Annotated in this window: 16 protein-coding genes; 9 read left to right on the forward strand and 7 right to left on the reverse strand. The window is 64.8% G+C overall.

Annotated features, from left to right (window positions below; translation table 11 throughout):
- Positions 1 to 20 precede the first annotated feature (20 nt).
- From bhcA to BMX67_RS13640, 6 genes are all read left to right on the forward strand, one after another.
- Positions 21 to 1211 carry an L-aspartate--glyoxylate aminotransferase BhcA gene (gene bhcA / locus BMX67_RS13615; protein ID WP_090736011.1) on the forward strand — a complete coding sequence of 397 codons (1191 nt, stop codon included), beginning with the start codon at positions 21 to 23 and terminating at the stop codon, positions 1209 to 1211.
- Positions 1211 to 2182: a beta-hydroxyaspartate dehydratase BhcB gene (bhcB, locus tag BMX67_RS13620; RefSeq protein WP_090736014.1), complete on the forward strand. Its 972-nt coding sequence runs from the start codon at positions 1211 to 1213 to the stop codon at positions 2180 to 2182. Before bhcA ends, bhcB begins: the two co-directional genes overlap by 1 nt.
- Before the next feature lie 29 nt (positions 2183 to 2211).
- A complete protein-coding gene (gene bhcC, locus BMX67_RS13625) occupies positions 2212 to 3375 on the forward strand; it encodes a 3-hydroxy-D-aspartate aldolase BhcC (protein WP_090736125.1) in 1164 nt (387 codons plus the stop codon).
- 93 nt (positions 3376 to 3468) lie between these two features.
- Positions 3469 to 4434, forward strand: a complete 966-nt coding sequence (bhcD, locus tag BMX67_RS13630) for an iminosuccinate reductase BhcD (protein WP_090736016.1) — start codon at positions 3469 to 3471, stop codon at positions 4432 to 4434.
- Between the two features lie 146 nt (positions 4435 to 4580).
- Positions 4581 to 5582, forward strand: a complete 1002-nt coding sequence (locus BMX67_RS13635; protein ID WP_090736019.1) for a type I glyceraldehyde-3-phosphate dehydrogenase — start codon at positions 4581 to 4583, stop codon at positions 5580 to 5582.
- Positions 5583 to 5667: 85 nt separating this feature from the next.
- Entirely contained in the window at positions 5668 to 7044 is a 1377-nt protein-coding gene (locus BMX67_RS13640) for a uracil-xanthine permease family protein (RefSeq protein WP_090736021.1), read from the forward strand.
- A 64-nt stretch (positions 7045 to 7108) separates the two neighbouring features.
- Here BMX67_RS13640 and BMX67_RS13645 read toward each other — a convergent pair whose 3' ends face one another.
- Together BMX67_RS13645 and BMX67_RS13650 are read right to left on the reverse strand one after the other, a co-directional pair.
- Positions 7109 to 7591 (reverse strand): ureidoglycolate lyase, encoded by a 483-nt coding sequence (locus BMX67_RS13645; RefSeq protein WP_090736024.1) that lies wholly within the window; start codon positions 7589 to 7591, stop codon positions 7109 to 7111.
- Between the two features lie 188 nt (positions 7592 to 7779).
- Positions 7780 to 8697 (reverse strand): LysR family transcriptional regulator, encoded by a 918-nt coding sequence (locus BMX67_RS13650; RefSeq protein WP_090736027.1) that lies wholly within the window; start codon positions 8695 to 8697, stop codon positions 7780 to 7782.
- Positions 8698 to 8798: 101 nt separating this feature from the next.
- On the opposite strand from BMX67_RS13650, the gene BMX67_RS13655 reads away from it, so the two are divergent.
- The 3 genes from BMX67_RS13655 (at position 8799) to BMX67_RS13665 (ending at position 13535) form a co-directional block, all read left to right on the forward strand.
- A complete protein-coding gene (locus BMX67_RS13655) occupies positions 8799 to 10031 on the forward strand; it encodes a urate hydroxylase PuuD (RefSeq protein ID WP_090736030.1) in 1233 nt (410 codons plus the stop codon).
- Between the two features lie 238 nt (positions 10032 to 10269).
- Positions 10270 to 12327 (forward strand): TonB-dependent siderophore receptor, encoded by a 2058-nt coding sequence (locus tag BMX67_RS13660; protein WP_090736031.1) that lies wholly within the window; start codon positions 10270 to 10272, stop codon positions 12325 to 12327.
- The gene (locus tag BMX67_RS13665; protein WP_090736033.1) at positions 12327 to 13535 is read left to right on the forward strand and encodes an MFS transporter; all 1209 of its coding nucleotides are present in this window, start codon (positions 12327 to 12329) and stop codon (positions 13533 to 13535) included. The genes BMX67_RS13660 and BMX67_RS13665 overlap by 1 nt, the downstream gene beginning before the upstream one ends.
- Here the strand turns inward: BMX67_RS13665 and BMX67_RS13670 are convergent.
- From BMX67_RS13670 to BMX67_RS13690, 5 genes are read right to left on the reverse strand one after another with little or no spacing between them, the layout of a single operon-like run.
- Positions 13516 to 14553: a sulfotransferase gene (locus BMX67_RS13670; protein WP_090736035.1), complete on the reverse strand. Its 1038-nt coding sequence runs from the start codon at positions 14551 to 14553 to the stop codon at positions 13516 to 13518. The genes BMX67_RS13665 and BMX67_RS13670 overlap by 20 nt on opposite strands.
- The gene (locus BMX67_RS13675; protein WP_139206530.1) at positions 14550 to 15797 is read right to left on the reverse strand and encodes a CoF synthetase; all 1248 of its coding nucleotides are present in this window, start codon (positions 15795 to 15797) and stop codon (positions 14550 to 14552) included. Before BMX67_RS13675 ends, BMX67_RS13670 begins: the two co-directional genes overlap by 4 nt.
- Positions 15794 to 16615 (reverse strand): MBL fold metallo-hydrolase, encoded by an 822-nt coding sequence (locus BMX67_RS13680; protein WP_090736041.1) that lies wholly within the window; start codon positions 16613 to 16615, stop codon positions 15794 to 15796. Before BMX67_RS13680 ends, BMX67_RS13675 begins: the two co-directional genes overlap by 4 nt.
- Positions 16612 to 17616, reverse strand: a complete 1005-nt coding sequence (locus BMX67_RS13685) for an NAD-dependent epimerase/dehydratase family protein (RefSeq protein WP_090736043.1) — start codon at positions 17614 to 17616, stop codon at positions 16612 to 16614. The genes BMX67_RS13680 and BMX67_RS13685 overlap by 4 nt, the downstream gene beginning before the upstream one ends.
- The gene (locus tag BMX67_RS13690; protein WP_090736046.1) at positions 17613 to 18623 is read right to left on the reverse strand and encodes a 3-oxoacyl-ACP synthase III family protein; all 1011 of its coding nucleotides are present in this window, start codon (positions 18621 to 18623) and stop codon (positions 17613 to 17615) included. The genes BMX67_RS13685 and BMX67_RS13690 overlap by 4 nt, the downstream gene beginning before the upstream one ends.
- Positions 18624 to 18698: the final 75 nt, after the last annotated feature.

Genomic DNA, 18698 nt, shown 5'->3' on the forward strand with positions numbered 1-18698 from the left:
AACACCGGAAGGAGACCACCATGAGCTTTCAGAACCCTGTTTTCATCCCCGGCCCGACCAATATCCCCGAAAGCCTGCGCAAGGCCTGCGACATGCCGACGATCGACCATCGGTCGCCCTTGTTCGGCCAGATCTTGCACCCCGCCCGCGAGGGGGTGCGCAAGATCCTGAAAAGCGCCAGCGCCGAGGTGTTCATCTTTCCCGCAACCGGCACAGGCGGCTGGGAAACCGCGCTGACCAACACGCTGTCGGCGGGCGACAAGGTTCTGGCGGCACGCAACGGCATGTTCAGCCACCGCTGGATCGATATGTGCCAGCGCCACGGCTTGCAGGTCGAGATCGTCGAAACCCCCTGGGGTCAGGGCCTGCCCGCCGATCGCTATGCCGACATTCTGGCCGCCGATACCGCCCACCAGATCAAGGCGGTCCTGGCGACCCATAACGAAACCGCCACCGGCGTGAAGTCCGATATCGCCGCGGTTCGCCGGGCGCTGGACGACGCCGGCCATCCCGCGATGCTGTTCGTCGATGGTGTTTCGTCCATCGGGTCGATGGATTTCCGATTTGACGAATGGGGCGTCGATATCGCCGTCACAGGATCGCAAAAGGGCTTCATGCTGCCCGCGGGTCTGGCGATCGTGGGTTTCAGCGAAAAGGCCATGGCCGCGACACAGACCGGCACCCTGCCCCGCACCTTCTTTGACGTGCATGACATGGCCAAGGGCTATGCCAACAACGCCTATCCCTATACCCCTGCGGTGGGCCTGCTGAACGGGTTGAACCAGTCCTGCACCATGCTGCTGGCCGAGGGGCTGGAGAATGTCTTTGCCCGCCATCGCCGCATCGCCCAGGGCGTCCGCGCAGCTGTCGAAGCCTGGGGATTGCCGCTATGTGCGGCGCACCCCTCGCTTTACAGCGACACGGTCAGCGCGATCCGCACGCCAGAGGGTTTCAACGCCACCGATATCGTCACCCACGCAGCCGAGAAATATGGCGTCGCCTATGGTGTCGGTCTGGGCGAGGTCGCGGGCAAGGTGTTTCGGATCGGCCATCTGGGCAGCCTGACCGATGTGATGGCGCTGTCCGGGATCGCCACGGCGGAAATGTGCATGGCGGATCTGGGCCTTGATATCAAACTGGGTTCCGGTGTCGCGGCCGCGCAGGATTTCTATCGCGGCAACCCGGCCATCGCCTGCAAGGACGCCGCGTGATGAAGGACGCCGACATGCATATCCCGACCTATCAGGACATGCTGGATGCCGAGGAACGGATCCGTCCGCATATCCGCCGCACGCCGATCCGCCACTCGGACTATCTGGATGAGCTGACGGGCGCGCAGCTGTTCTTCAAATGCGAGAACTTCCAGGAACCGGGCGCCTTCAAGGTGCGGGGCGCTGCAAATGCGGTGTTTGGCCTTGACGACGAACAGGCCCGCAAGGGCGTGGCCACCCATTCTTCGGGCAATCACGCATCCTGCCTGTCTTATGCGGCGATGCGGCGGGGCATTCCCTGCAATGTGGTCATGCCCCGCACGGCCCCGCAGGCCAAGAAGGGCACCGTGCGCCGATTTGGCGGGGTGATCACGGAATGCGACCCTTCGACCACCTCGCGCGAGGCCACGTTCGCGCAGGTCCAGGCAGCCACCGGGGGCGATTTCGTGCATCCCTACAACGACCCGCGCGTGATCGCCGGGCAGGGCACCTGTTCCAAGGAATTCATCGAACAGACCGACGGTCTGGATATGGTGGTGGCCCCCATCGGCGGTGGCGGCATGATTTCGGGCACCTGCCTGACACTGGCGACGCTTGCCCCGGAAACGCAGGTGATCGCCGCCGAACCCGAACAGGCCAACGACGCCTATCGCAGCTTCAAGGCGGGATACATCATCGCCGATGACGCGCCCAAGACCATTGCCGACGGCCTGTTGGTGCCGCTGAAGGATCTGACCTGGCATTTCGTGTCCAACCACGTGTCGCAGATCCACACCGCCTCGGAGCAAGAGATCATCGACGCGATGAAACTGGTCTGGAAGCATCTGCGCATCGTGATGGAGCCGTCTTCGGCCGTGCCCCTGGCCATCGTGCTGAAGAACCCCGACGCCTTTCGCGGCAAGCGCGTGGGCCTGATCGTCACCGGCGGCAATGTCGATCTGGATCGGCTGCCCTGGACCCCCACCACCTGAACATCCCATCCTGACGGAGAAGCATGGACATGAAAGACATGACCAATCTTGACCAATTCGAAGTCGGCTATGACATCCCCGCCAAACCCGGCATGGACGAGGCCGACATCCAGACGCCCTGCCTGATCCTTGATCTGGACGCGCTGGAACGCAACATCACCAAGATGGGCGACTACGCCAAGGCGCATGGAATGCGCCACCGGGTGCATGGCAAGATGCACAAATCCGTGGATGTCGCGCAATTGCAGGAACGCATCGGCGGCGCGGTCGGCGTCTGCTGTCAGAAAGTGTCCGAGGCCGAGGTGTTCGTGCGCGGCGGCATCAAGGATGTGCTGGTCTCGAACCAGGTGCGCGACCCGGCCAAGATCGACCGCCTTGCACGCCTGCCGAAACTGGGCAGTCGCATCATCGTCTGCGTCGACGATCTGGCCAATGTCGCCGATCTGTCCGCCGCCGCCGTCAGGCATGGCACGCAGCTTGAGGTCTTTGTGGAAATCGACTGCGGCGCGGGCCGCTGCGGCGTGACCACGACCCCCGCCGTGGTCGAGATCGCCAAGGCCGTCCAAGCCGCCGAGAACCTGAAATTCACCGGCATTCAGGCCTATCAGGGCGCGATGCAGCATCTGGACAGCTATGAGGCGCGTCAGGAAAAGCTGGACATCGCCATCGCCATGGTCAGGGACGCCGTCGCCGGGCTGAAAGCCGAGGGGATCGAATGCGAACTGGTTTCCGGCGGGGGCACGGGGTCGTATTATTTCGAGTCGAATTCCGGCGTCTATAACGAACTTCAATGCGGCTCTTACGCCTTCATGGATGCGGATTACGGACGCATTCTGGACAGGAACGGCAAGCGGATCGATCAGGGCGAATGGGAAAACGCCTTCTTCATCCTGACCTCGGTCATGAGCCACGCCAAGGCCGACAAGGCCATCGTCGATGCTGGGCTGAAGGCGCAATCGGTCGATAGCGGCCTGCCCGTCGTCTTTGGCCGCGACGATGTGGAATATGTCAAATGCTCGGACGAACATGGCGTCGTGTCCGACCCTCAGGGCGTGCTGAAGGTCAATGACAAGCTGAAGCTGGTACCCGGCCATTGCGACCCGACGGCGAATGTCCACGACTGGTATGTGGGCGTGCGCAACGGCAAGGTCGAATGCGTCTGGCCGGTTTCGGCCCGCGGCCACGCCTATTGACCCCGCACACGACCCCCGCGCCGCGGCGGCGCGGGGGGCACGCCTTCCCGAAAACCGGTCCCGGCCTGTCGGGACCAGCCCAAGGACAAGACAATGCTGATCGTTCCCGAACGCGAAATCGCCAATCTGATGACCCGCCAGGCGGCCTTCGAGGCCGTGGAAAAGGTCTTTGCCGCCATGGCGGCTGGCGATGCCTACAACTTTCCCGTCGTGCGCGAGGCGATCGGCCATGAAGATGCGCTGTACGGGTTCAAGGGCGGGTTCGACCGGGCGGGCCTGACGCTGGGGCTAAAGGCCGGGGGGTACTGGCCGAACAATCTGGAAAAGCGGGGGCTGATCAACCACCAGTCAACCGTATTCCTGTTCGACCCCGACACCGGCAAGGTCAAGGCGATGGTCGGGGGCAACCTGCTGACCGCGCTGCGCACGGCGGCGGCATCTTCGGTTTCGATCAAGCATCTGGCCCGGCCCGACGCAAGGGTTCTGGGCATGGTCGGCGCCGGGCATCAGGCCACGTTCCAGCTGCGCGCCGCGTTGGAACAGCGCAGCTTCGACAAGGTCATCGGCTGGAACTATCATCCCGAAATGCTGCCGAATATCCAGAAGGTCGCGGATGAGGCAGGCGTGCCCTTCGAGACGGTCGAGCTGAACGGGATGCGTCAGGCGGATGTCATCATCTCGATCACCTCGGCCTTTGCGCCTTCGCTGATGGCCGATCATGTCGCTCCGGGGTGCCACGTCGCCTGCATGGGCACCGACACCAAGGGCAAGCAAGAGGTCGAGGCCGCGCTGCTGGCCCGCGCGACAGTCTTTACCGATGAGGTCGCGCAATCGGTGCAGATCGGCGAGGCCCAGCACGCCGTGGCCCAGGGGCTGATCGCGGAAAGCGATGTGACCCAGATCGGCGCGGTAATCAATGGCACCCATCCGGGCCGCGACAGCGACGATCAGATCACCCTGTTCGACGGCACCGGCGTCGGGTTGCAGGATCTGGCCGTCGCGGCATCGGTCGTCGACCTGGCGGTTCAGCAAGGCATTGCGATCACGGTCGATTTCTAGGACCGGCCGACGCAACCGGTCGATCATGCGCCGCGTCCTGTTGTCTTTGCGGATGCCCTTCCCTAGGCAGTCAGGCGGCGCGGCCTTGTTGGGCGGCAACCCGACAGCCCGATCGCCAGCGTTATTCCTTAGCTACAGGTCCAGACATGTCCCGCCCGCTGCGCGTCTTCATCAATGGCTTTGGCCGGATCGGCCGCACGATCCTGCGACAGGTGCTGCGGGGCGATCACCCCGTCGAAATCCAGGTCGTGGGCATCAACGACATCGCCCCGCTGGAAACCTGCGCCTATCTGCTGCGCTATGACAGTGTCTATGGCCCCCTGCCCGGGCAGGTCCGGACGCAGGACAGCCAGCTGATCATCGACGGATCTGCGATCCCGTTCCACTGCGTCCCGGATCTGCGGGCGCTGGATCTTGGCGATGTCGACGTGGTGCTGGAATGCACGGGGCAGGTCGGCAAACGCGACTTCGTGCAGGCCGGTCTGGATGCGGGGGCGCGTAATGTGCTGGTGTCGGGGCCGTCCCCGGTCGCGGATCGCACCATCGTACTGGGCGCGAACGATCACGAGCTGGGCGATGAAAGGATCGTGTCGAACGCGTCCTGCACCACGAACGCTATCGCGCCGCTGCTGCGCATCATCGACCTGGGCTTCGGGATCGCGCAGGCGCATATCACCACCATCCACTGCTATACCGGCAGCCAGCCGACCGTCGACCAGCCCGGCGCCAGCCTTGAACGCAGCCGCGCCGCCGCCGTGTCGATGGTGCCCACCACCACCAGTGCGGCGAACCAGATCACGCGCATCCTGCCGCAATTCCGCGACCGGCTCAGCATCGCGGCGGTGCGGGTGCCCTGCATCTCGGTTTCGGCGGTCGATGCGACCCTGCAACTGGCCGAGGATATCACCCAGCCCGCCGCCCAGTTCCTGCAAGAGGCGCTTTCCGGTTCCTCGCTGATCGGCCTGACACAGGATCCCTGCGTGTCGACCGATTTCCGCGGGCGGCCTGAATCGCTGATCGTCGCGTTGCCGGAAACGCAATCGGCGGGCGCGCGGCAGCTGCGGGTGTTTGGCTGGTACGACAACGAATGGGGCTTTTCGGCCCGAATGATCGACATGGCACAGCGCATGGCAGTGCGACCGCGATGAGGCTGTGACGCATCGGGGGCGCGCCCGTCGGCACCGATCGACCTGAACGCCCGCCCCCGGACCACTGACGGGAGGAGGACATCTCATGGAGGCCAGTCAAACGGGTTGGGGCACCAACCGGTCTGTTTTCGATTGGAATGGCAAGCCGGGCTTCGGACAGGCCGTGCCGCTGTCGCTGCAACATATTCTGGCGATGATCATGGGGGCGGTCACGGTCCCGATCATCGTGGCTGGCGCAGCCGGCGTCACGCCCGCCGAAAAGACGGTGCTGATCCAGATGTCGCTGATCTTTTCGGCGCTGTCGACACTGTTGCAGCTTTACGGGGCTTCGATCTTCGGGGCACGGCTGCCGGTGATCTTTGGTGTCGGCTTTGCCTATGTGCCCGCGCTGGTCGCGATCGCGCCGCAATATGGCATCGCGGGCATCATGGGCGCCCAGATCGCCGGCGGGATCGCGATGATCGTGATCGGTCTGTTCATGACGCGGATCCGGAAATATTTCCCCCCCATTGTCGCGGGCACCGTCGTTCTGGTGATCGGACTGTCTTTGTATCCGATTGCCATCAACTACATCGCCGGCGGGATCGGCGCGGCCGATTACGGGTCGGGTCAGAACTGGACCATCGGCATGTTCACCCTGTGCGTCGTTCTGGGCGTGTCGAAATTCGCCAGGGGGTTCCTGCGGCTGGCCTCGATCATCTGCGGGATCCTTGCGGGCTATGGGCTGTCGATGATGTTGGGCAAGGTCGATTTCAGCCCCATCGCCGCCGCGCCTTGGGTGTCGGTGCCGGTTCCGATGCAGTTCGGGATCGAGTTTCACGGCGCGGCGATCATCTCGATGGTGGTGATCTGCGCGGTGAATTCGGTCCAGACGATCGGTGACCTGTCGGCCACGACCATGGGCGGGATGGACCGTGAACTGTCCACCAAAGAGCTGTTCGGCGGATTGATGGGCAACGGGCTGTCCACCTTGCTGGGGGCGTTCTTTGGCGGCTTTCCCACCTCGTCCTTCAGCCAGAATGTCGGCATCGTCGCCATGACCCGGATCATCAGCCGCCGGGTTCTGGCCGTGGCGGCGGTCTTTCTTCTGGTCGCGGGGATCGTGCCGAAATTCGGCGCGATCATGACGACGATCCCCTTTCCGGTACTGGGCGGCGCCACGATCACGGTCTTTGGCATGATCACCATGATGGGCATCCAGCTGATCAATAAGGATGAGATGTCGGTCCGCAATGTCACCATCGTCGCGCTTGCGCTGGCGCTGGCGATGGGGCTGGACGCGGTGCCGCAATCGCTGGACCATGCGCCCGCGCTGTTGCGGCAGGTGATCGGCGGTTCGCCGATCGTGACCGCCGCCGCCGTCTCGATCCTGCTGAATATCCTGTTGCCGCAAAAGACCCTGGCCGACGAAGCCGAGGACCGGGCCAGGATCGAACGCAGGCTGAAGGACAGACAGGCCTGACCAGCAGCGAAAACGCCCGGCGGAACAGGGCCGCCGGGCGCATGGTCGTCGAGATCGCGGCCGTTCAGCGGTCGATCAGATATGGCTCGTCGAACCAGTGTTCTTCCAGGTTCGGGCTGTCGGTGACCCGATCAACCACCATGAACAGCCCCGGATCGGACAGCGGGCACAGCACCCCGTGCCAGACATTGCGCCCGATATTCACGCCCTGCCCCGGTCCGGCGATAAAGGCGCGGGGCGCATGTGGCCTGCCATCCCTGTCATCTGCCAGAACCACCAGATATTCGCCCTGCTGCATCGGCAGAAACGCCTGGCTGCCATGGGGATGACGTTCCATCATCTCCATGCGGAACGGCATCGCGAACGAGGCCGACTGAAAGACGCTGATCCCGGCCTCACCCTCGATATCCAGCGTGGCGCGGTCATGGAAACGGCCGCAAAGACCCTTGTTGATCACCTTGTCGGCCGGTCCCGCAGCCTCGATCAGTTCGGCCAGACCGGCGATCGCATCGGCGGTGATCGGCGTCGCATGAAGCGTAGTCGTCATGAAGTTTCACTTTCTTGCAGATTTTTCGGGGGACATGCGCCGTGGCGCGATATCCGTCAGGCGCGGCGCGGGCATGGAAGGGTCTGGAAACCCCCGACAATGGCCGCCCGATCCCTTGATACGCCGAAAGGTCGCGGTGGTTTTTCAAATTTTCCCGCAAGGTGACTTCGCCGATCAACCTGCGCCGATCAGCCGTGATCGGCGGGGCGGATGCTGGCGGCGATACGCTGGATCATGAAATCCATGAACAGCCGGCTTTTGGGGTCTTGCCGCCGCCGATGCGTGAACAGGCAGGCCATCTGGATCGGCACGGGCGGGGTTTCCTGCGCGACCGGCACCAATGCCCCGGCTTTCAGATGTTCGGCGATCTCAAAGACGGGCTTCAGGGCGACACCCTGCCCGGCCAGCGCCCAATCGGTCAGCACATCGCCATCGTCCGATTCATAGCGGCCCGCGACGCGAAACCGCTTTGGTCCGTCCGGCGTGGTCAATTGCCACTGGAATTCCGTCGCGCCGGGGAACCGCAGGTTCAGGCATTCGTGCTTGTCGGACACCAGATCATGTCCGCTGACCGGCATCCCGCGCCGCGCCAGATATTCGGGCGAGGCGCACAACACGCGCTGAACATCCGCGATCTTGCGGATGCGCAGGTTGCTGTCCTCGGGCTGGCCCAGAAAGAACGCCAGATCCAGCCCTTCGGTCGTCAGGTCTACATTGCGGTCGGTCAACCGCAACCGGACCGTCACCTCGGGATAGTCCTTCAGAAAGGCGGGCACCTGCGGCGCGATCAGGCGGCGCCCCACCCCCAGGGGCGCCGCGACATAGAGCGACCCTTTCGGATTGTCGGTGATATTGGCGACGCCCGCCTCGGCATTGTCGACCGCGTCCAGAATCTCGACCGCGCCCCGATAGAAGGACCGCCCCTGTTCGGTCGGGGCCAGACTGCGGGTCGTGCGCTGAAACAGCCGCACACCCAGATGTTCTTCCAACTGCGAGATGCGCGACGATGTCACCGCAGGCGAAATGCGAAGATCACGCCCCGCAGCCGACATGCTGCCCAATTCATAGACACGCACGAAGGTCCGGATATTGTCGAAATAGGACATTTTACTGTTTTTTTTGATTCTGCTTGGCCTTTAATCAGCATGACAGAATAATTGGGTTTCGCCTAGAGTTCCGGGACCACACGCAACAGGAGAGATGTGAGATGTATGATATGGCCGTCCTGTGGGACTGGATCTCTTTTTCGGTCCGCTGGCTGCATGTCATCGCCGCGATGGCCTGGATCGGGGCCTCGTTCTATTTCATCGCGCTCGACCTGATGCTGAAGCCCAACGATGCCCTGCCCGACGGTGCCTATGGCGAGGAATGGGAGGTGCATGGCGGCGGCTTCTATCACACCGTCAAATATCTGGTCGCCCCGGCCCGGATGCCCGAACATCTGACATGGCACAAATGGCAAAGCTATTCCACCTGGCTGTCGGGGGCGGCTTTGCTGATGATCGTCTACTGGGTCGGGGGCGAGCTGTTCCTGCTGGACCCGACCAAGGCCGATCTGGCGCTGTGGCAGGGGATCCTTCTGTCGGGCGGGTCGCTGACCATCGGCTGGCTGGCCTATGACCAGATGTGCAAATCGCGACTGTCGAACCATCCGACCGTGCTGATGCTGCTGCTGTTCGTCATTCTGGTGATCATGTCCTGGGGGTATCACCAGATCTTCACGGGTCGCGCCGCGCTGCTGCATCTGGGGGCGTTCACCGCCACGATCATGACCGCGAACGTGTTTTTCCAGATCATGCCGAACCAGCGGATCGTGGTCGCCGATCTGAAGGCCGGCCGCGCGCCGGACCCCAAATACGGCAAGATCGCCAAGGTCCGTTCGACCCATAACAATTACCTGACGCTGCCGGTGGTGTTCCTGATGCTGTCGACCCATTACCCGCTGGCCTTTGCGACCCAGCATGCGTGGATCATCGCCAGCCTGATCTTTCTGACCGGGGTGTCGATCCGGCATTATTTCAACACCATGCACCGCACCGGCAAGGGCCCGAACTGGACCTGGGCCGTCACGGTCGTGCTGATGATCGTGATCGCCTGGCTGTCGACCGTTCCGGCGGGTGACAGCTATGATCAGGCCGCAGCCCGCCCCCTGACCGCGCAGGAACAGAAATATGCCCAGGCCCAAGGCTTTCAGGACGCCTATGACACGGTGATCGGCAACTGCTCGATGTGCCACGCGCGCGAACCGTCCTGGACCGGCATCCGGTGGGCGCCGCGCGGCGTGGTGCTGGAAACCGAAAGCGATGTCGCCCGCCATGCCGCGCAGATCTATCTGCAGGCGGGCCTGAGCCACGCGATGCCGCCCCCCAGTGCCATCCAGATGGATGAGGATGCCCGCCGCGACATCGTGGCCTGGGTCCGCGAGGTTCGGGGACACTAGCCCCACCACCCCGACAGCCCCACACCATCTTACCGGATCGGAACATGCCGATGCGGCCTTTGGCGTTTGAACCGTCGCGGTCGCCGCCATCCGATGCCCGGGGATTGGGTCGGATTGACATTTCCGATAGATTCGCTCAGTTAATCGTCATCAACCGCCGCAAGACACGGTGACGCACCACCCGGGAAAGCCGATTTCCCGGGGCGTTCCCCTTTACTGCCCAATCAGGACGCACCCGATGACCCATCCGCTGATCGCTTTTCTTCTGGCCAGCAGCGCCGCAACCTCTGCCCTTGCGCAGGACACGACCTATGTTCTGCCGGAAATCACGCTGGAGGCGGAAAGCAACACGACACTGGTACAGGACGGCTATGTCGCCACGCGCAGCAGACAGGCCACCAAGCTGGACACCCCTGTCGGCAAGATCCCGCAGGCCGTGTCGATCATCACGCAGGATCAGGTCGAGGATCAGGCGCCGCGCTTTCTGAACGAGGCGCTTGGCTATACCGCAGGGGCGAACCCCAACAGCTATGGTTTTGACAACCGTTTCGATGCCTTTTTCCTGCGCGGCTTTCCCGCCTATTACAACGGCTATTTCCGCGACGGCCTGCGGCAGGTCAACGCGCCGACCGCCTGGTTCAAGACCGAACCCTATGGCCTTGAGGGTGTCGCCGTCCTGAAAGGCCCGAACTCGTCCCTGTTTGGTGTCAGCGGTCCGGGCGGCATCGTCAACCTTGTGACCAAGCGCCCGAAAGACAGCCCCTATCAGGAACTGCGCGCCACGACCGGCGCCAATGACCGTGCCGAGATCGCGGCCGACTGGTCCGGGCCCATCGCCGAGGGCAGCGATGTCAGCTATCGCCTGACCGGGCTTTACCGCAACGCCAACAGCGATCTGGCCGGGTACAGGGATGACAAGGTCTATGTCGCGCCCTCGCTCAGCTGGGACAATGGCTATACCCGCGCCACGGTTCTGGCGGAATATTCGCGTTCGACCACGGGGGGCACAGCCAGCTTCTACAACCCGTCCTATGGCGTGGCCTCGACCCTGTATAATGGCGACCCCGATTATAACGATTTCGATCAGGACCAGTGGCGCATCGGCTACGAGGTCGAACATGACCTGACCCCGGACCTGACCCTGCGCCAAAGCTTTCGCGCCGCGCGGGTCGCCGCCGATCTGGAATACAGCGGTTTTTACGCGCTGGATGACGGGCTGAGCCGCTATTGGGGCCATTACCGCGAAGAGGTCGAGACCCAGACCCTGGACAGCGGCATCCGCTGGCATGTCGCCACCGGCGCCCTGCAGCACGAGGTTCTTGCCGGGATCGACCTCAGCCGCACCGATTACGACAGCGCCGCGACCCTTGGCTATGTCTCGGCTGCGGATACGGCGGCTGCCGATCTGGTCTTTGACGGCGCGCAGGTTACCGAACAGGCCGGGATCTATCTGCATGACCAGATCGCGTGGCAGAACTGGCAGGCCTTTGTCAGCGCGCGCTATGACCGGGTTCGCATCGACTCGACCGCGGATGATGGCAGCGTCACGAAACAGACGGATAATGGCCGGTCGGGGCGCGTCGCCCTCAGCTATGATTTCCAGAACGGCGTCATGGCCTATGGCAGCCTTGCCACCTCGTTCGCGCCCAATACCGGCTTTGTCTATGACGGTGCGACGGATGACATGGGCCGTCCCGCCGCAGCCACCCAATCGACACAGCGCGAGATCGGCGTGAAATACGCACCCGAAGGCACCAACCTGCTGTTGTCGGCCGCCGTTTTCGACATCGATCAGCGCGACGGCGTGGTGCTGGATGCCTCCTCGGGAGTCAACCGTCAGCGGCAGCTGGACCTGAGCAGCCGCGGGTTCGAACTTGAGGCGCAGGCGACCTGGAACAATGGCTGGGGTCTGATCGCCAGCTATGCCCATCAGAAGATGACCATTGATCGCGGCGCAAGCGGCACGAATGGAAACGAGCTGTCGGCCACGCCGAACGACACATTGTCGGTCTGGGCGAAATATGATGTGACATCCGGCCCGATGCAGGGCCTGGGTCTGGGCGCCGGGCTTCGCTATGTCAGCGACAGCTTTGGCGACGACCAGAACAGCTTTGAAAATGACGACCGCACCTTCGTGGATCTGGCCGTCAGCTATGATCTGCCACAGGCCGAAGGCGTGCAGATGCAGCTGAACGTGAAGAACGTCTTTGATCAGGACAAGCAGATGTGCACCGCCGGTTATTGCTATCGCGACGAAGGCCGCACCTGGACGGCCAGCATCAGCCGGCGCTTCTGATGCCGCGCGCAGGGGACGCGATGGTTCTGTCGGGGCTTTGGGCGGCCTATATCGCCCAAAGCGTGATCGGCGGGCTGACCTGGGGCGGCTTGCCCGCCGTTCTGCGCGATCAGGGCCTGCCCCTGGACCGGATCGGGCTGCTGTCGCTGCTGATCGCGCCCTGGGCGCTGAAATTCCTGTGGTCGCCCCGGATCGAGGGTTGGCGCATCCGTCCCGGCAGGTCGCCGCGCACCGCCCAGGTGATCCTGTGGACCGGGACCGTCGCCGTGGCCGGTCTGATCCTGTCCGGCTGGTTGGGTCTGGTGCCGCTGCTGCCGGTTCTGGCCTGCCTGATGGTCGTCGCCATCGCGACCTCGACCGCCGATATCGCGGTGGACGGCCATGCCGTCGGCGTTCTGGCACGGCGACAGCATGGCTGGGGCAATGCCGCGCAGGTCGGCGGGGCCTATGTCGGGTCGGCCATCGGCGGCGGCCTGCTGCTGGTACTGACTGCGGCGATGGGCTGGCAGGGGGCCGTTTGGGCGCTGGCGGCACTGGTCGCGGCGCTGCTGGGATGGTTCGCGCTGACCGCGCGCAACGCCCCGCCTGCACCATGGAATGGCGCCGAACCCAGCCTGCGTCGCGCCCTGTCCCGCCTCGAGATCCGCAAGGGCCTGTGGCTGGCCGGCAGCTTTGTTCTGGCCCAGAAATTTGCCTTGGGGATGTTCGGGCCGTTCCTGATCGACCAGGGGCTGCCGCTGGTCACGGTCGGTCTGCTCAGCGGCTTTGGCAGTCTGGTCCTGGGCCTGACGGGCGCGGTGATCGGCGGTGCCAGCGTGCGCCGCTTCGGCGTCCATGCGACCCTGCTGGCCGCGCTGGCAGTTCAGGGGCTGTGCATGGCCGGGCTGATGCTGGGCGCGGCAGGCGGCATTCCGGTGCCCGTGCTGGCCGGGATCTGCCTTCTTTCGGGATCGGCGCTGCTGTCCTTTGGTTTCACCGCGCTTTACGCCCAGTTCATGCGCTGGTCGGATCAGGCGCAGGGCGGCGTGGATTTCACGCTGTTTCAATGCATGGATGGCGGGCTTAGCATGGCGATCGGCACAATCGCCGGATTCCTGGCCCAGCAGGCCGGATATGGCACGCTTTTCGGCACCGCGCTGACGCTTGGGCTGATCTCGGGGATGGCGCTTGTGTGGCGGCGATCCGCGATCACGACCCCTGCTGGCTAAGCAGATCCTGCTGCATCGCCTCGGCGCCGGCGGTCCAGTCGGCCAGCGCCCGTTGCGTCGAGGCAGGCAGATCAAGCCGCCGGGGCCGCACAAGGCGCGGGATCTGCGCCGCCTGTGTCAGCCAATCCGGCGCAGCACCTTGATCCAGAAAGCCCGTCAGCCGGGTCAGAACGGCGGATGGGTCACGGACCAGATCGTCGTAATGCAGGATCAGCCGGCGTTCCGGGTCGATCTGCCGAACAGCGGCCAGGCCGTGCCGCGTCAATGCCGACCAGAACGCGGCGCAGTCGCGCAACGAAGGCTGCCTTGCCAGGATCCGGTCGATGCGCAGCGTGCGCCCGCCCAGACGCGCGGCAAGATCGATCCAGCGGGCCCGCCCGATATGCCCATCCGGCGACAGCACATCCAGCCCAAGAAGCCGCGCGTTCCGCCAGAACCAGATTGCCATGCGGGCGGGCAGATAGCGCTGCATCGACAGCGCGACATCGCGACCGTCCCGCAACAGCACGACAAAGCGTGCCTCGGGAAATTCCTGCGTCAGCGTTTGCGCGGCGACCAGCGACCCACCCGACCGTTCGACCCAGAAGCCGCGCCCGGTCCGGGCGGCCAGCCATTGAAACAGGGCGTGGTAATGATCCGCCAGCGGCCTGACGGGCCGGGTCGCGAAATGTCTTTCCAGCTGATCGAACACGCTGTCGGGATCGTCGAACAGATGCGGCAGGGTGACGGCAAGGATCGGCGGGCAGGCATGGGTATAGAACCGACGCGACGGCACGCAATGATACAGAAATTCGTCAGGGGCCGCGTCGGGATTGGCCAGCTTGCGTTGCAGCCGTCCGGGCGTGGACAGCCGCGCCCAGAAATCAGGCCCCGAAACCGGGCCGGGCAAAAGCCCCGCCGTCGCCTGATTGGTGATCAGTTCCGACAGGCTGAGGATCGCGGGATGCGTTCGCAGCATCTGCGACAGCATTGTCGAGCCGCATCGCGAGGCCCCCAGAACAAAGCACCCCTTCGTCATCTGACCACCTCGACCCGGCGCAGCTTGCGATCGGCGGGCGGAACCAGATGCGCGGTCCCGGCCCTGACCTCGACCCCCGGAAAGCCTGTCTGCAAGGCGGCGGCCAGCGCGGTTCGCGCGGCGTCAAGCGTAGCCCCCGCGCAGGACCGGGGCAGCAGCAATTCGACCTGCGCCGGCCCGATCTGGCGGATGCGGAAATCGGTGATGCCGCGATCGGCATCAAGAACCGCGTTGCGCAGCACATCCGGCGTCACGCAGGCGCCATTCGGAAAGCGGAACATGTCATCCATGCGGCCCACCACCTCGGACACCGCTTGCAGCGGCGATCCGCACGGACAGGGTTCGGGCGACAGGCGCAGAAGGTCGTTCATGCGGTATCGCGCCATGATCTGAAAGCGCCGGGCAAAGCTGCTGATCAGGGGCGTGACCAACCCGTTCCCGGCATCCTCGAATTCAAAGAAGGTCGAATCCTCGGCCAGATGCAGGCTGCCTTGCGCACAGGTGACGGCGAACAGGCCTTCGCTGGCCATGTATATCTGTCCAAGCGGGACGCCAAAGCCCGCCTCGATGATGGGACGATCGATCGGGTCAAGGGTCTCGGCCGCCGAAAAGACGCGGCGCGGGGTCAAGCGCGGACCGTTTTCAACCATCAGCCGCAACAGCCGGGGCGGCGCGACAAGCACCGTGGGATCAAAGCCCCGCAACTGCGGGGTCAGGCGGTCCAGACCCTGACGCAGATCCAGGAAGCGGATGCCCAACAACCCGCTGCGCCGCGCGGTGTCATACAGGTCCGACGATTGCGGCAGAAGGATCGCCACCCGATCCCGCCCGATCCGCAGATCGGGCAGCGCCTTTGCCAGAATGGCCCCGAACCACTGCGCCCGTTCACGCGCGGTGACGCAATACAATGTGCGGTTGCCCGATGTCCCCGTGCTGACGCCCAGACTGACAGGCCCGATGCGACCTGTGTCATGAACCGCGGCCCAGCCCTGATCGGCGGTGATGCGGCCTTGGTTAAAGTCGTGGAACGCCGCCATGACCTGCGCCTTGTCGGTGATCGGCAGGTCGCCAAGCCGGGTCGGCGCCAAGCCCCGATACTGCCCGACCCGTGGCAGGTCGCGGGCCAGCCAATGGTCCATTCGCGCCGCCTGCCATTGCTGGAACTGGGACCGGGACATCCTCGGGCCGGAACAGCGACGGGCGGTGCGATAGGCCGCGATCCCGGCCAGAGCCCGGCCGATCATGTCAGATCATAGCGGTTGGGCCGCGGATCGTGGCACAGGATGACGGGATGGCCCGCCGCCTTTATCGCGGCCAGCCGGCGCAGGCTGTCACGGGCCGCGCGGGCCGAATGCAGCACCAGACGCGCGGGCGGACCGGGCAATTGGCCACAATCCAGATCCTCGCCAACCCATGCCGCGTCGCACCCATAGACCGGGCTGCCCGCGACCGTCGGAAACCACAGCCCGATATGCCCTGCCGCATGTCCCGGCAGCGGCATCGCAATCATGCTGCCATCGCCGAACAGGTCGCGGCCATCCGCGCGACCATCCGCGCGACCATCCGGGGCTGCAATCGTCGGCGCATCCTCGATGAATTCAAGTCGCTGCGGGAAATCCGGCGGCAGCAGTTCGGTGAAGACGCCATGCGACAGGGCCGCGATCGGGCCGCGACCCGGAACCGCCTGCCGCGACAGGACCAGCCGCGCATGGGGCAGCAGCGCCAGCCCCGCGACATGGTCCGCATGCAGATGGGTCAGCACAACCGTGCGGATATCGGCAGGCCGTGCGCCCACGCGGTCCAGCACCGCAGGCAAGGCCCCCTTGGCCAGCAGGTCGGGCCGCAAGACACGGGCATAGGCTTTCAGCGCGGCGCTGCGCCCTGCCCCCTGCGTGACGGCGGGACCATAGCCCGTGTCGATCAGGACCAACCCCTGCGAGGGGTGCCGGAACAGTCCAAAGCGGGTCCGCAGCACCAGCTTGCGGTGAAACGATCCCCCCGCCTGCACCAGACGCTGCCGCACGTGAAGATCCGCCGAGTTTGCAAAGAACAGTTGGCTCATGCGGCGCGGTCCTTGGGGCCGAAGGTGCGGCGCAGGCCATCGGCAAAATCGACCTGCGGCGACCAACCCAGATGATCGCGGGCCTGATCCAGACACAGGCTTTGCGCATAGGCCAGCAAGGCAAGGCCATAGCGGGTCACGGGCGGCTCATCCTGGCGGCGCAGGATCAGCCATGTCTTTTCCAGCAGCGCCGCAGTCCACAGGCTGGGCCGCAGCGGCACCGCACGCCAATGCACGCCGATACCGGCCCGTGCCGCCGCGCATTCGATGATGTCGCGCACCGCCACCACCTGACCGGACGAGATGTTGAACACACGCCCGTTGCAATCGTCGGGCGCGCGCAGCGCCGCGATCACGGCGCCGATGACATCGTCGATATGCGTCAGGTCGATCCGCCCCGCGCCACCACGAAACAGCGGCAAAGGCCCCCGCCGCGCGGCCGTCAGCAGGCGGGGCAGCAGATGCGCGTCGCCCTGCCCATAGACTCCGCGCGGACGCAGGATGATCGGGCGCAGGTCCGGATGGGACAGGACCAGTTCCTCGGCGCGACGCTTGCTGGCGGCGTAGTAGGTATAGGGGCGGGGCAGCGGATCGCTTTCCTTCAGGTCCAGTTGATCGCGCGGCGCGAAGGCGACCGACGGGGATGACACATGCACGAACCGACCCGCGCCCAGATCACGCGCAGCCCGCAGCAGATTGGCTGTCGCGGCGATATTGTCGCGCTGGAACAGATGCCAGGAACCAGCCGCAGCCGACCTCGCGGCCGCATGAATGATCGCATCGATCGGCCCGATCCGCGCCAGTCTGGCCGCCGCATCGGAAGCCGACAGGTCCAGTTGCAAGGGCACGGCCCCGTCCCGCGCCAATTGATCCAGCCGCGATTGTTGACGCCCCTGGGCCACGACCTGCGCCCCTTGATCCAGCAGATGCGCGACCAGCCCGCCGCCCAGAAAGCCCGTCGCGCCCGTCACCAGCAGCCGTTGTCCGGCAAGCGCGCTCATATCCGCACCGCCAGCCCGCCGAAACCGACCCCGGCCGACGTGCCCAGCATCAGCACCCGCGAGCCCGGCCCGATACGCCCCTCGGCGATGGATTTCGACAGGACCGTGGGGACCGAAGCCGCGATCATGTTGCCGATCTGCCCCGCGTGATCCGCGATACGGTCCGGCGGCAGGATCGTGCGCCGCGCCAGATGACGCAGGGCATGGGGGCTTGCCTGATGCGGCACGACCAGATCGATGTCATCCGGGTTCCATCCGGCCCGGTTCAGAAGGCGCGTGATGAAGGCCGGGAAATGCCGCAAGGTCAGGGCGAACAAACGCTTGCCATCCATCCGGAAGCTGGCCAGATCGCGAATATTGCCCGGGTGGTCGCGCAGATCGTGGCGGGTGCCTCCGGCCTCGATCTGACAGGCCTCCCAGCCGCTGGGATAGGCTTCCATCGCCGCCGCGCAGATGCCGTGATCGCCGCTGTCATCCGCCGACAGAACCGCCGCCGCCGCGCCATCGCCGAACAGCGCGGCAACCGCGGGATCGCTGTCCCAGGGCAACCCGCGTGTCGCCACCTCGGAACTGACGATCAGCGCATGCCGCGCCCGCCCCGCGCCCAACAGATGCGCCGCAAGGTCGAAAGCCGTCATGAAGGAAATGCAGGTCGTGTTCACATCGAAGGCGGCAAAGCTGCCATCGGCAAGACCCAGTCTGCGCGCGATCAGCGGCGCGGTCGAGGGCAGCGCCTGATACCCGATCCCGCAGGCCGAGATCACCAGGCCGATATCTGCGGCACTCAACCCCGCTGCGGTCAGGGCGCGTTCCGCCACGACCGCAGCCATGTCGATCTGATCCTCGTCCGTCGCATAGTGGCGGGTCGCCACGCCCGTCTGGCCCTGCAGGGTTCCCGCAGGCAGTCCGTGGGCGCGGTCCAGCTGATCGCTGGCAATCGGTGAACCCGGCAGGTGATGCGCGATCCCGGCAATCCGCACCGGCAGAAATGCCCCCGTCTGATCCATCGCGCTATCCCCCCTCGGCACCTTTTCAGCAAGGTTACATATGTACCAATCCGCCCAAGGTCGAGTGCCCGGCCA

The sequence above is a fragment of the Paracoccus homiensis genome, from assembly GCF_900111675.1.
Classification (GTDB): domain Bacteria; phylum Pseudomonadota; class Alphaproteobacteria; order Rhodobacterales; family Rhodobacteraceae; genus Paracoccus; species Paracoccus homiensis.